The organism is Planococcus maritimus (assembly GCF_001592825.1).
Lineage (GTDB): Bacteria > Bacillota > Bacilli > Bacillales_A > Planococcaceae > Planococcus > Planococcus maritimus_C.
The window spans coordinates 504,094-518,059 of record NZ_LTZG01000001.1 but is presented as its reverse complement, the minus strand read 5'-3'; the positions used below and the strand labels follow the sequence as shown (position 1 = coordinate 518,059).

The 13,966-nt window shown below is 44.3% G+C and carries 14 protein-coding genes; 10 read left to right on the top strand and 4 right to left on the bottom strand.

The features are described 5' to 3' along the window. Window positions 1-8 precede the first annotated feature (8 nt). The 7 genes from AY633_RS02650 to pepF all read left to right on the top strand — a co-directional run bounded on the left by AY633_RS02650 (window position 9) and on the right by pepF (window position 8,196). Entirely contained in the window at window positions 9-1,064 is a 1,056-nt protein-coding gene (locus tag AY633_RS02650; protein ID WP_068486251.1) for an ABC transporter ATP-binding protein, read from the top strand. After that, window positions 1,064-2,005 carry an ABC transporter ATP-binding protein gene (locus tag AY633_RS02645; RefSeq protein WP_068486250.1) on the top strand — a complete coding sequence of 314 codons (942 nt, stop codon included), beginning with the start codon at window positions 1,064-1,066 and terminating at the stop codon, window positions 2,003-2,005. The genes AY633_RS02650 and AY633_RS02645 overlap by 1 nt, the downstream gene beginning before the upstream one ends. Before the next feature lie 174 nt (window positions 2,006-2,179). Continuing rightward, window positions 2,180-3,379: a putative glycoside hydrolase gene (locus tag AY633_RS02640; RefSeq protein ID WP_141705867.1), complete on the top strand. Its 1,200-nt coding sequence runs from the start codon at window positions 2,180-2,182 to the stop codon at window positions 3,377-3,379. A 401-nt stretch (window positions 3,380-3,780) separates the two neighbouring features. Continuing rightward, window positions 3,781-4,176, top strand: coding sequence for a transcriptional regulator SpxA (gene spxA, locus AY633_RS02635; RefSeq protein WP_008429739.1), 396 nt, complete (start codon window positions 3,781-3,783; stop codon window positions 4,174-4,176). A gap of 294 nt (window positions 4,177-4,470) precedes the next feature. Next, window positions 4,471-5,127, top strand: a complete 657-nt coding sequence (gene mecA, locus AY633_RS02630; RefSeq protein ID WP_068486248.1) for an adaptor protein MecA — start codon at window positions 4,471-4,473, stop codon at window positions 5,125-5,127. Window positions 5,128-5,243: 116 nt separating this feature from the next. After that, window positions 5,244-6,332: a competence protein CoiA gene (locus AY633_RS02625; RefSeq protein WP_068486246.1), complete on the top strand. Its 1,089-nt coding sequence runs from the start codon at window positions 5,244-5,246 to the stop codon at window positions 6,330-6,332. A gap of 52 nt (window positions 6,333-6,384) precedes the next feature. Next, a complete protein-coding gene (pepF, locus tag AY633_RS02620) occupies window positions 6,385-8,196 on the top strand; it encodes an oligoendopeptidase F (RefSeq protein ID WP_068486244.1) in 1,812 nt (603 codons plus the stop codon). A 465-nt stretch (window positions 8,197-8,661) separates the two neighbouring features. On the opposite strand, the gene AY633_RS02615 is transcribed toward pepF, so the two are convergent. The 3 genes from AY633_RS02615 to AY633_RS02605 form a co-directional block, all read right to left on the bottom strand. Next, window positions 8,662-9,459: a ClpXP adapter SpxH family protein gene (locus AY633_RS02615; RefSeq protein WP_068463167.1), complete on the bottom strand. Its 798-nt coding sequence runs from the start codon at window positions 9,457-9,459 to the stop codon at window positions 8,662-8,664. Continuing rightward, the gene (locus AY633_RS02610) at window positions 9,456-9,854 is read right to left on the bottom strand and encodes a globin domain-containing protein (RefSeq protein WP_068463165.1); all 399 of its coding nucleotides are present in this window, start codon (window positions 9,852-9,854) and stop codon (window positions 9,456-9,458) included. The genes AY633_RS02615 and AY633_RS02610 overlap by 4 nt, the downstream gene beginning before the upstream one ends. Window positions 9,855-9,950: 96 nt before the next feature. Beyond that, window positions 9,951-10,520, bottom strand: a complete 570-nt coding sequence (locus AY633_RS02605; RefSeq protein WP_068486242.1) for a CYTH domain-containing protein — start codon at window positions 10,518-10,520, stop codon at window positions 9,951-9,953. 274 nt (window positions 10,521-10,794) lie between these two features. On the opposite strand from AY633_RS02605, the gene AY633_RS02600 reads away from it, so the two are divergent. The 3 genes from AY633_RS02600 to AY633_RS02590 are packed head-to-tail and all read left to right on the top strand — an operon-like array spanning window position 10,795 to window position 13,164. Next, on the top strand, window positions 10,795-11,472 hold the full coding sequence (locus tag AY633_RS02600) for a GTP pyrophosphokinase (protein ID WP_068463154.1): 678 nt from the start codon (window positions 10,795-10,797) through the stop codon (window positions 11,470-11,472). Further along, window positions 11,469-12,278 carry an NAD kinase gene (locus tag AY633_RS02595; RefSeq protein ID WP_068463152.1) on the top strand — a complete coding sequence of 270 codons (810 nt, stop codon included), beginning with the start codon at window positions 11,469-11,471 and terminating at the stop codon, window positions 12,276-12,278. Before AY633_RS02600 ends, AY633_RS02595 begins: the two co-directional genes overlap by 4 nt. A gap of 4 nt (window positions 12,279-12,282) precedes the next feature. Then, a complete protein-coding gene (locus tag AY633_RS02590; RefSeq protein WP_068486240.1) occupies window positions 12,283-13,164 on the top strand; it encodes an RluA family pseudouridine synthase in 882 nt (293 codons plus the stop codon). Here the strand turns inward: AY633_RS02590 and prpE are convergent. Next, window positions 13,155-13,892 (bottom strand): bis(5'-nucleosyl)-tetraphosphatase PrpE, encoded by a 738-nt coding sequence (prpE, locus tag AY633_RS02585; RefSeq protein WP_068486238.1) that lies wholly within the window; start codon window positions 13,890-13,892, stop codon window positions 13,155-13,157. The two genes, AY633_RS02590 and prpE, sit on opposite strands and share 10 nt — an antisense overlap. Between the last annotated feature and the right edge of the window lie 74 nt (window positions 13,893-13,966).

Below are 13,966 nucleotides of genomic sequence, written 5' to 3'. Positions count from 1 at the left end.
AGCCTTAGATGGAAAAGATACTTCAAGTAAAAGACCTCGAACTTTCCTTCAACACATTTGGTGGAGAAGTAAAAGCAATCCGAGGCGTCAACTTTGATTTATATAAAGGTGAAACATTGGCAATCGTAGGTGAATCCGGTTCTGGAAAATCTGTTACAACGAAATCGATCATGCGTTTGCTGCCTGAAGAAAGTGCGGAATTCAAAAACGGAGAAATTTTGTTCGGTGGACGTGACTTGACGAAGTTGAGCGATAGGGAAATGCAGAAAATCCGTGGAAAAGACATTTCGATGATTTTCCAGGATCCAATGACATCACTCAACCCGACAATGCCAATCGGACGCCAGATTACAGAGCCGATTTTGAAGCACCAAAAAATCAGCAAAGACGAAGCGAAGAAATTGGCAGTCGACTTATTACGTCTGGTCGGCATGCCAAAACCTGAGCTTCGCATGAAACAATACCCTCACCAATTCTCAGGAGGCCAGCGTCAACGGATCGTTATTGCGATTGCGCTTGCGTGCAACCCGCAAGTCTTAATCGCCGATGAGCCGACAACTGCATTGGATGTAACAATTCAAGCGCAAATCCTGGAATTGATGAAAGACTTGCAGAAAAAAATCGATACGTCGATTATTTTCATTACGCATGACCTTGGTGTAGTAGCAAACGTAGCGGATCGTGTGGCCGTTATGTATGGCGGGAAAATTGTAGAAATCGGCACGGTCGATGAAATTTTCTACAACCCGCAGCATCCATATACATGGGGTCTTCTCAGTTCGATGCCCTCTATGGATGCAGAAGATGCAAAACTTTATGCGATTCCTGGCACGCCGCCGGATCTATTGGACCCACCAAAGGGCGATGCATTTGCGCTGCGCAGTGAATACGCTATGAAGATTGACATGGAACAGCCGCCACCGTTCTTTAAAGTCAGCGATACACATATGGCTGCTACATGGCTTTTGCACCCGGAAGCTCCAACAGTCGAGCCGCCTGAAATGGTCATCGAGCGGATGAAAAAGTTCCCTGGTAGCCGCTATTACGAAGGGAGCGCAAATTGATGGCTGAGAAATTAGTTGAAATCAAGAATCTAAAGCAGCATTTCAATGTTGGCAAAGCAAACGAAGTAAAAGCAGTCGATGGCATTACATTCGATATTTATAAAGGGGAAACACTTGGCCTTGTAGGCGAGTCTGGTTGCGGAAAATCAACAACGGGCCGCTCGATCATTCGTCTGTATGATGCAACGGATGGCCAAGTCCTTTATGAAGGCGAGAGTGTGCATGGCAAGAAAAATAAGAAAGACTTGAAAAAGTTCAACCGTAAAATGCAAATGATTTTCCAAGACCCATACGCTTCCTTGAACCAGCGTATGAAAGTCATGGATATTATTGCAGAAGGAATTGATATCCACGGATTGGCGAAGGACTCCGCAGAACGTAAAAAGATGGTTTATGACTTGTTGGAGACGGTTGGTTTGAACAAAGAACACGCCAACCGTTATCCGCACGAATTCTCGGGCGGACAGCGCCAACGTCTAGGCATCGCGCGAGCTTTGGCAGTCGATCCGGACTTCATCATTGCCGATGAACCCATTTCGGCACTGGATGTTTCCATCCAAGCGCAGGTCGTCAACTTGCTGAAAGAGTTGCAGGAAGAAAAAGGCTTGACGTATTTGTTCATCGCGCATGATTTGTCGATGGTTAAATACATTTCAGACCGTATCGGCGTCATGTATTTCGGGAAATTGGTGGAATTGGCACCAGCTGATGAGTTGTATGCGAATCCGATGCACCCTTACACGCAATCATTGCTTTCGGCTATTCCTCTTCCGGATCCGAACTATGAGCGCAATCGTACGCGTAAAGCATACGACCCGGCCGTCCATAATTATGCAGATGGCGAAGACGTAAAAATGCGTGAAGTTGCACCCAACCATTTTGTTGACTGTTCTGAAAAAGAATTTGCAGAACTTCAAGAGCGTATGGCTACAAATAAATAATGGTTTAACAAGCATGTGTCCTTTAAAAGGCACATGCTTTTTTAATGAATTGAAGGCAAACTAAAGCATTGCCATGTATAAATGTCGAAGTTTCTCTAAATTTACTAAATTATCCTGCCAAATAGCTGTAGTAATGGTAGACTGAAGAAAAGCGAAAAAGGTGTGTGAATCTGTGTGAAATCTTTGAAATGGTTTGCTGCGTCTGTATTTTTTCTCGGTAGTGCTACTATTGTTCAGGCAGCTGAAATCGAAACAGAAGACTTTTCAACCCGTGCGTATGAAGCTGTTAAAATCGATACGGGGTTGCTTGGGACATCCGAACGTTTTCGGTTCGATTCTGGATTGACTTTCGATTATCCTGATGCAGTCAGAGGGATATTCGTCACCGGGAACTCGGCCGGGGGGGAGCGATTTGCTTCGCTAGTCGACCTTGTCGGCAATACGGATTTAAATGCTATGGTCATTGATGTCAAGGAGGACATGGGGCATTTAACGTACATGCCAGAAGAAGATTCTCCGCTAGCGGAAAAAGGCATCGGTACATCATTGATCAAAGATCCCCATGCAGTGCTTAAGCAAATGGAAGAGGAACAGATTTACCCAATTGCCCGTGTGGTGGTCTTTAAGGATTCGCAGCTTGCTCAACAGCATCCTGAGCTGTCTTTTACTTCAGGCGGACAAGTCTGGGAAAATCGCCGTGGCGAAGCGTTCGTCAATCCATTTATGCAGGAAGTTTGGGACTATAATGTAGAAATAGCCATAGAAGCTGCGAAACTTGGATTTAAAGAAATTCAGTTCGACTATGTACGTTTCCCTGAAGGCTTTGAACGGCTTGGGGAAGAACTCGATTACTCAATGGGCGACTATGCGGAGTCCAATCTCGACCCTGTGCAGCGCCGCGTGGAAGCGGTCACAGATTTTGTCGCCTACGCAAAAGAAAAACTCCAGCCCTATGATGTAGAAGTATCGGTGGATATCTTCGGCTACGCTGCGACATTGCCTGAGGCTCCTGGAATTGGCCAGAACTTCTCAAAAATTTCAGAGAACGTCGATGTGATTTCTTCGATGATCTATCCGAGTCATTGGACTTCTTATTTTGGTATTGCAAAACCAGATTTAGAACCCTATAACTTAGTCGCCGAATATGCCAAAGTGGAAAATAAGGTATTGTCTAAATTAGAGGAAGCTCCTACATCACGACCGTGGTTGCAGGATTTTACTGCAAGCTATTTAGGCAGTGGAAATTATAAACGCTATGGCAAGTCAGAAGTGGAAGCCCAAATCCGGGCCTTGAATGAACAAGGAATTGACGAATTTCTGTTATGGAATGCCGGCAATAGCTACTCGCCGGGAGTAGACTATACACCTGAATAATTGAAATGCCCCTGCTGTCGGGAAAGCGACTGCCAGGGGCATTTCGATTTTTTAAATTCACTTAAAGAAGGGATCAAAATGAAACCTTTTAAGTGTTAAGACGTACTATATAATAGAAGAGTTATTTTCAAGACAATTAGGTAAATGAGAATAATTTTTTCTTATGGAAGTTTAATTGATAAAAGAAACGGGTAAATTTCTATTGTATAAGTTTTACAAACTCTTCGAAATGTAGCAAGACTGTGACAGAATCAATGTTTTTTTAAAATTCTTGCTGTCTGCTATATATTACTGAAGCCTAATATTGTATAATGATTGTAGAGCTTCTAAACGATAGTGATTCTAATTTAAGAATGTATTCCCTTAACACCTATGAATCCGAAAGGAAGTGCTCCATTATGATGGTTACTTTATTCACTTCTCCAAGCTGTACGTCTTGCCGTAAAGCGAAAGCGTGGCTGGAGGAACATGATATTCCATATACAGAACGCAATATCTTCTCCGAACCTTTGACTATTAGTGAAATTAAAGAAATTTTGCGTATGACCGAAGACGGGACGGATGAAATCATCTCGACTCGTTCGAAGATCTTCCAAAAACTGAATGTAGATGTAGAGAGTTTGCCGTTGCAACGACTCTATGAACTAATCCAGGAACATCCCGGCTTATTGAGACGCCCGATTATCATGGATGAAAAACGCCTACAAGTCGGTTATAACGAAGATGAAATTCGCCGATTCCTGCCACGTAAAGTGCGCGCATATCAATTGCTGGAAGCTCAGCGCATGGTCAACTAAGAATAAGGGGAAAAAGCTGTCCGGACTTTATGGTTTTTCATAAGGGGTCACGGGACGGCTTTTCTTTATCTTCGCCATTTATAAATTACGAAAGTTGAGGTATGAAACGCCCGGCATCTTGATTAGTTGCAAAAATCTGTCGATTCGATTAAACTCTAAGATAATTATCTTCTCGTGCCGCCTATAGGCAGAAAAATGTTTTTAAGCTTCCAGGAAAGGTATAATGAAGGTAGTAACAAATCACGGCTTTTGAGGAGCTTCCTCTTAATCCGATCCGAAAAGGAGAGGTGTAAAATGGAAATAGAACGCATTAACGACAACACAGTGAAATTTTACATTTCCTATCTTGATGTTGAAGAGCGAGGGTTTAGCCGTGACGAAATTTGGTTTAACAGAGACAAAAGCGAAGAGCTTTTCTGGGAAATGATGGATGAAGTCAATGAAGAAGCCGATTTCGTTATGGAAGGGCCGCTGTGGATTCAAGTGCAAGCTATGGATAAAGGATTGGAAGTCACTGTCACTCGTGCACAATTGACGAAAGACGGGCAAAAACTAGATTTGCCAGATGATATAGAAGAGCGCCGCAAGATGTTTACTGGAGAAGAGGCTGGCTCGCAGGAGTTCGACGAATTCGAACCAGTTTATGACGAAGGTGATTCGAAAAAACTCGATTACTCATTTGTTCTCTCCGAAGTGGAAGAGTTGCTTCCAATTGCGAAGCGTCTGATGTATATGCCAGTCGATACGGCATTGTACCATTTTGACGGCAACTACTATATGCATGTGAAGTTTGATGAAATCCTACATTCTGAAAAAGACATCAAAGACCAATTGAGTGTCATTACGGAATACTTGCAGCAAACTCCAATGACCATTCACCGTCTTGAAGAATATGGAAAACCGATTTTCAAAAAAGATGCGTTGCCAAACGTACTTCATTATTTCGGATAAAAGCCTCCTTTCTAGGAGGTTTTTTTATATTTTCACCAAATGGCATGAACTCTTAATTATGGGATTTTTGAATATTGCACTCGCCGGCTCTTCCACGTAAACTGAAGGAAAGGAGGGTGATTTTTATACTAACAGCACTCAATAATGGTCAATTATTTACAGTGCAAGCGCATCATACACGAGAACAACTAATTGAGCTTCGACAGAACGGCACTTTTTTTTGTCCTGCCTGCAAAGCTCCTGTCGTCTTGAAGGTCGGCACAAGGAAAATTCCCCATTTCGCTCATCTCCAACAATACTCCTGCAGGCCAGGTGGTGAACCGGAAACACAGCTTCACTTGCTAGGTAAGTTCAAATTAGCTTCTTTTTTTCGTGAAAAAGGCATTCCAGCTCATGTTGAAAAATATTTAGCCTCAATCAAGCAGCGTCCTGACTTGCTGGTCAAAAACTCAGCGATCGAATTTCAGTGCAGTACATTGCCTATTGAGCAAGTACTAAAGCGTAGCCAAGGATACACAAAGTCAGGATTTCAAGCTATATGGATTCGCGGCATAGAAAAGCTAACTGCTCCAGGAATGACTATTTTTCACATCCGCCCTTTTGAAAGAGCAATGCTTCGGGGGGCATCACTTCATCCTCATCTTCTGCATTTTAACCCTCAGCTTTCCCTCTTTATTTATTACTCCAATCTTTTTTATATACAAGGAAATAGATGGATCGGCAAGGCATCCGTATTGCCGATGGATGCGCAAAGTTTCCCGTTTGCCGTCCCGAAAATGGTGACTCCTTCAGATTATGCACAAGCCATGTCTCTTATGCGCATAGAAAACAATAAGTTCTTACGTTCTCAATTATTTGCAAAGAATCGCATGAGAAATTCCTTTTGGCGTTTAAGCTATGAACTTCAGCTCGATAGGGAAGCGATTCCAGAAATTTTTGGCCTGCCGTTTGCTGGCGGTCATTTGTTTTTAGAGCATCCTGTCATTTGGCAAATGAAAGCGGCTCTGATGATTGAATCAGGAAAACCTGTAGAAACTTTATTATCTGATGGACTCATAAAACTCACGTCTCCGGCGGTGGATAAGCACTCCCTTACTAAGGTGCTTTTGGCATATGAAACTATCTATAGAAATGGACGATATGTTGGTTTTTCAAAAATGGTGGATATTTCCTATCATCTGCTTGCAAAAACGTGGGAAAATTGAGAAAATGAGATGTAATTCGTTTCCCTAAACCAGGGATAGAGGAGGCAGCCAAATGACGGAAAAATTAATGACGAGAGATCAAGTGCCTGCAGAACTGACTTGGCGCTTGGAGGATATTTTTGCGACAGATTCACTATGGGAAGAAGAATTTAAAGCCGTTTCAACTTTGGCTGAGAAAGCTGGGCAATACGAAGGCACATTATCTGAAGGGCCAGATGCCTTATATGCTGCGCTGAGCTATAAAGATGAACTGTCTGAGCGTTTACGCAAATTGTATGCATACTCACACATGCGCTATGACCAGGACACGACAAACTCGACTTATCAAGCAATGGACAGCCGCATTAAATCTTTATTTGCTAAAACAGCCGCAGGTCTATCTTATATGACCCCTGAAATCCTGTCTTTGGATGAAGCGGAGCTAGTTCGTTACGTAGACGAACACGAAGGTTTGAAACTTTATCAACATGCGCTTGAAGAACTGAATACAATGCGTCCGCATGTCTTGAAAGCAGAACAGGAAGCCTTGCTTGCACAAATGTCGGAAGTCGTTGGAGCATCTTCTGAAACCTTTGGTATGCTCAATAATGCTGATTTGGAATTTCCGGAAATCGAAAATGAAGACGGCGAAAAAGTACAAATTACGCATGGCAATTATATTCGCTTTATGGAAAGCAAAGATCGTCGCGTGCGCGAAGCCGCATTTAAAGCAGTCTATGCGACATATGGAAAATTCCGCAATACCTTTGCTTCCACTTTATCAGGCAATGTAAAACGGGATAATGTCCAGGCGAGAATCCGTAATTATTCATCAGCACGTCAAGCGGCGCTATCAGATGATCATATTCCAGAAGCCGTTTACGATCAATTGGTTGAGACCGTCAACAATAACCTGCATCTATTGCAGCGTTATGTTGCTTTGCGCAAAGAAGTGCTTGGAGTCGACCAAGTCCATATGTATGATATGTACACACCGCTCGTTAAAGAAGTAAAAATGGAAATTCCCTATGACAAGGCAACCGGCATGATGCTGGATGGCCTGAGCGCGCTTGGTGAAGACTATGTGGGCATCGTTAAGTCCGGCATTGATAACCGCTGGGTAGACGTAAAAGAAAACAAAGGCAAGCGCAGCGGTGCTTATTCTTCAGGAGCATATGGAACCAACCCGTATATCTTGATGAATTGGCAAGACAATGTAGACAATCTCTTCACTTTGGCGCACGAATTTGGCCATAGCGTCCACAGTCATTACACGAGAGAGAATCAGCCATTCGTTTATGGTGATTACTCCATTTTCGTGGCAGAAGTTGCCTCGACAACAAATGAGGCTTTATTGAACGAGCACTTGGTCAATACTACTGAAGATGAGCAGGAGCGTATTTATTTGCTCAATCACTGGCTAGATGGATTCCGCGGGACGGTATTCCGCCAAACGATGTTTGCTGAATTCGAGCACGCGATCCACCAAATGGACCAAGATGGTGAAGCTTTGACAGCTGATCGATTGACGGAAGTCTATTACGAGTTAAATAAAAAATATTTCGGTGAAGATATGGCAGTAGACGAGGAAATTGGCCTAGAATGGGCGCGTATTCCTCATTTCTACTATAACTATTATGTTTTCCAATACGCAACGGGCTTTAGTGCAGCTACTGCCTTGAGCAAGAAGATTTTGGAGGAAGGAGAGCCTGCGGTTGAACGTTATATCAACGAATTCTTGAAAGCCGGCAGCTCTGATTATCCGATTGAAGTCTTGAAAAAAGCGGGCGTCGATATGGCCTCGCCGGAACCAGTTGAAGAAGCTTGTAAAGTTTTTGGACAAAAGCTTGATGAGTTGGAAGCTTTGCTTAGAAAAAATCTATAGTCACGATCCGTCAAACCTCTGCAGAGACAGCCTCTTGCAGGGGTTTTTTAGTTTCTGGAGAAGCGGGGACAATGACGAAGTCTGAAGAGCCATCACATCGACATTCGAAGTAATGCACGAATTATTATTTCAAAATGGAATGATATCTTAATGGGGAAGTGTTTATCTAGATTCTTGACAAGTAAAAGATATTCAAATATAACTTTAAAATACAATAAAATCATGAAAGCGCTTGCTATTATGACAGATTTGTGAAAGAGTTTGTGATTTATTGCTTTAACTATTATGGCGTGATATTATTAAGTTGTGAAATTAATCACATACAAACATACACCCCTTTGTTTGAGCGTGAACATTTCTCCCATCCCCTTTGTGTAAGATAAGAAAGGCGCCTTCCGGACGTGGAAGGCGCCTTTCGCTATAGTCACAGAAAAAAATAAGCTAAGCTCCCAAAAGGAGCTTAGCTTATTTTACTTTCCATAATGTTTCATCCTGCAGGGGGATGCGTTCTAGTTTCTGTTGCAGCACTTGCTTTTTCAGTTCGCGTTCAGCCGTTTGTTCGCTGATATTGTAGATGCTTGCGACTTCATGAGTAGCCATCGTTGGGTACTTAACGAATAGGTCATCGAGAGAAGGCGGGGATTGCCGGTTAAGCCGGTCTTTCCCTAGCATTTCCTGTAGGATGGTCAGATAAACGTCGTATGAATAAAGGCCAGAAACTTTGACGCCTTCGTCTTCGATGCATTCATTAAAAAAGACGATACTTGGTACTTCAGAAACTTCCATTTCCCTAGTGATCCGAAGATCGCATTGGAACGCTTTAGCGCTGTGAACTGAATGGAAATCATCTTTGAACTCGTCTTGGTCCAGTTCCGCTTCCTCAGCGATTTCAAGCAATACATCATAGGAGGTAACGTTTCTCGATTGTAAAAAGAGATGTTCTTGTAGTTTGTATAGGAACCGATTGCCTGCCCGTTTGCCCTGCAATTCAGCTGCTTTGATGGCGACAGATGGAAGGGCGGGATGTTCAAGCTCATCGCCATCCATTTCGGCATTTTTTATACTCATATTCAAGGTAGACAATTGCGTGCTCAAAATCATTCGCATGGAAAAATAATGGCCGTATTCGATTTGCATTTTGCGGATGATAGATTGAAGTTCCCAGCATGCGGGATTCATTGGATCCATGAACACGTATAATTCCATTGGTTTGCAGGAAACTTGGTGTTCGCGGATATCCTCTGCCAGATCCAGATTGCTCACTCCAACTCCTCCTCACTGTCGTAATCATTCACCATATGGTGTGCGGTCAAAACGAGACGATTGAAAAACGTCTCGCGGAATTGGCCGCTGAGCCCGACTTCATCCATTGCTTCACTCATGCACTCCAGCCAGGCTTGAGCGCGGTCTGGAGTAATTGGAAATGGATGATGACGCGCTTTTAGACGCGGATGCCCGTGTTCGGCTGAGTAAATATTCGGGCCGCCTAAATATTGGGTTAGAAACTGTTTTTGTTTTCTTGCGGTCTCGGTTAAATCGTCAGGGAAAATGGGTGCAAGTTGCGGATGCGCTGAGACGCGGGAATAAAAGGCGTCCACCAGGTTTGATAAAGTTTCCGCACCGATTTGGTCGTACGGAATAAGCGGTTTTCCAGTCATCAGTCTTGTCCCCTTTGTGTTTGCTGTAAAACCATTCTATCAACGCATGGTAAATATCTCAAACAAATCGCATGCCTTAACACATGTAGGCGTCTGTTAACGCATTGAAGCAGCCTTCATAAAACGTGCGATTTTCTTGTCTGAAGGGCGGACTGGTATTTGTTTTTCTTCCAGTAAGGCCATGAAAGCATGTTTGCCAGCGGCTTCGTCCGTTACTTCATATTCCAGCTCGTAGTCTTCTAATCCCAGATATTCTGAGTGATCGAGCACAAGCAGCCCGCCCTTATACTCGACTTCCACACGGTGGGTCGTCAGTGATCCGATGAGCGACAAGCCAGAGGAGGAGACCCCTAGCCGCTCAAGTTCAGCTGTAACTTCCGGCGCGTCAAATTGATTGTGATCCAAAACAGCCGAGGCCTGTTTTTGGCTCAACGTATCGGTCGTCTCATAATTCCCGGAAGCAGCCGGTGTTTTAAGCGTGCATTCAAAATGGTTGCCGATGCTGCGAAGCCGAAGGGCCGCTTTTTGGTCGCGTAGTTGGAAATCGGCTGTATCGAAATAATGGTTGGTCTGGCTGATCGGTACTTCTTGTAACTCCGCCAGTAATAAGTTGTATTCTTCTTTCGTCAGCATGTTCTTGAATTCGATTTCAAGTTCTTTTGTCATCTGTTCACCTCATAATCCCTGCTCTGTCATGCCACTTGCTTGGTCTTTACAAAAAGCAAGGAAAATCGCACTAGCAGGGGGATTAACCGGCAGCCAGCCCAAGACATACGCCTTTGCCCATAGCTGCTGGCTTTGTCATTAATTTCATTATCGGATAGTTGGATGCAATCTGCAACGTAGAGCCTTGCTGTGGTAAAATAGCGGTATGAAGAAACAGCCCTGTGCTGGGCTTAAAAGATAGAAGGAGTAAGCAAAGCAGTAAGGAGGGCCAGACATGGGGCAATGGAATCGTTTTTTGGCACCGTATAAACAAGCGGTCGACGAGATGAAAGTAAAATTCAAAGGAATGCGTAAACAATTTGAAACGAATAACACGAATTCACCGATTGAGTTCGTTACCGGCCGTGTGAAGCCGTTGGCGAGCATTTATGATAAAACCTTGGAAAAGGGGCTGTTGTTTGAACCGTCGGAAGAATTAGCGCGTAATTTACAGGATATAGCCGGTTTGAGGATGATGTGCCAATTTGTAGGGGATATTGAGACCGTTGTGGAGCTATTGCGCCAACGCAACGATTTGCGGATCGTTGAGGAAAAAGATTATATTTCACATGAAAAGCAAAGCGGCTATCGGTCGTATCATGTCATCGTAGAATATCCTGTGCAAACTATTGATGGTGAGCAGTTGATCCTTGCGGAAATTCAAATCCGCACCTTGGCGATGAATTTTTGGGCATCGATTGAGCATTCTTTGAACTATAAATACAAAGGTGTGTTTCCCGAAGAAATCAAGCTTCGTCTGCAACGCGCAGCGGAAGCCGCATTCCAGCTCGATGAGGAAATGACGCAGATCCGGGACGAAATCCAGGAAGCGCAAGCCTATTTCAGCGAATACAAAGAATCTCCCGGAACCAGATTTCCGGCGGATGCAGAAGGAGGTCGAAAGGATTCATGAAATTTTATATCATATCGAGAAGTGATGAGTTATCCAATCGATTGATGGGAGAGGCACGTGAATATCTAGAGGATTTCGGAATGGAATGGAATGAAGAATTTCCGCAAATCGTCTTGTCGATCGGTGGAGATGGCACTTTACTCCACGCCTTCCATAAATACAGCGATCGTTTGGATACTGTCGCATTCGTCGGAATCCATACAGGCCATCTCGGGTTTTATGCAGACTGGAAGCCGATTGAAATCGAGAAACTCGTATTGGCCATTGCCAAAAAAGAATTTGAAGTCATTGAGTACCCGTTGTTGGAAGTGACGGTGCATTACCGGAACGAACAGGAATCTTCCACGTATTTGGCCTTGAATGAATCGACTGTCAAATCCCCAGATGTAACGCTTGTCATGGACGTTTTCTTAAACGACAGCCATTTTGAACGTTTCCGCGGAGATGGTCTGTGTATGTCAACGCCCTCAGGGAGCACGGCGTACAACAAAGCACTCGGCGGAGCGATCATCCATCCATCTTTGCCGGCGATGCAATTAACCGAAATGGCTTCGATTAATAACCGGGTGTTTCGGACTGTCGGTTCTCCGTTAGTCTTGCCATCGCATCATCGCTGCACCTTGCTTCCGGTAAAAGCGCCAGACTTCATGGTAACTGTTGATCACCTTCAATTGCTTCATAAAGACGTCGAATCGATTGAGTACCGCGTGGCAAAAGAAAAAGTACGCTTTGCCCGCTTCCGTGCCTTCCCGTTCTGGCGTCGTGTTCATGACTCCTTTATCGACAGTGAATTGTCGGAGGACTGAGCACATGAAAGCATTTCAAGTTGAATTTACGGCAACAAAGCAAGGTCTGCTTCGAGAGGCGCTTCAGCATTATGGAATTTCTAAAAGAACCTTGGCTTCTGTGAAATATGGCGGGGGCCATTTGCTGGTCAATGGATCAGAAGTGACGGTTAGGCATCCGCTTGAAGCTGGGGATGCTGTAACCGTTATTTTTCCGAAAGAAATTCAAGGTAAAGGACTGACAGCGGAAGCCGGCCCACTTGCCATCGTTTATGAAGACGATGCGTTATTAATCGTTGAGAAGCCGCCTGGGCAAAACACAATCCCATCGCGCGAGCAGCCCTATGGCAGTCTCGCAAATGTGGTCGCTGGACATTTCGAGCGCCACGGCATTCCATCGACACTGCACATCGCAACGCGACTGGATAAAGATACTTCAGGACTGGTGTGCATTGCGAAAAACCGTCATATCCATCATCTATTGTCTGTGCAGCAACAGGAAAAGCGCATGAATCGTCGTTATGAAGCATTTATTCACGGCGAAGTTGCTTCCCAGAAGGCATTAATCACTGCGCCAATCGGCCGAAAAGGCACGAGCATTATCGAACGTGAAGTAAGGGAAGATGGCAAGTTTGCAGAAACTGAAATGGAATTGATTCAGTCGATGGCAGGTATTAGCCACGTCCGCTTGAAACTGAATACTGGCAGGACTCACCAAATACGCGTCCATTTGGCACATATTGGGCATCCGTTGCTGGGCGATGATTTGTACGGTGGCGAGCGCAAGTTGATTTCGAGGCAAGCCTTGCATTGCACCGAATTGCAACTCGACCATCCCGTTTCCGGAAAGCGGTTAGCCTTTTCATCTGTCCTCTCAAAGGATATGCGAGCGTTGCTTCAGTCATAATGATGAAAGCGGTCTGGCTGGTAATCCTGTTTTGACGTCACTTGGCAAATCTCCATTTCAGGAAAGCGTAAAGCAGTCAAAGCTCCGCCAAATACACAACCCGTGTCGATATTGACGCTATTGTTTTTGAAATAAGGAGTTTCGACTGGGGTATGGCCATAAACAATCCACGGCGTTCCTTTATAGCTTTTCGCCCAGTTGCCGCGAACCGGACGGCCATCGGAATGGTACCTTCCGGTGATTTCGCCGTATAAGGCAAACGTAATGATGCGGCGGCTCAGTGCTTCTCCAATCATATCCTGGCGCAACCCGGCGTGCACAACGATCAAATCATCACGCAGTTGAAGATATAAAGGAAGCTTCTCATAAAAACGAATAAATCGTTTTTTGAATTGTTGTTGGGCATCTTTTTCAAGCAGGCGCCACTCGGCTACGGTCATTTCCAACCCGTGCAAGAGCTCGACAGGATTGCCCTTGAAAAAACGATAGAGTTTATTGCAATGATTGCCGGGGGAATAATGCAAGATTCCCGCATCTTGCATATCGAACAATAGCTGCAAGACGGCGATTGATTTTGGGCCACGATCCATCGCATCGCCGACAAATGCAAGATAACGGCCATCCGGATGCACAGGAAGGCCATTTTCGAATCGGTACCCGAGCTGTTCAATTAATTCGATCAGCTCATCGAAACAGCCATGGACATCACCAATCACATCAACATTCATATTCTTCAGCTCCTAACTGCTAATAGCTGATTTTAGTGTACCGCATAAAAAGGAAAAAACTGAAACGATTGAAA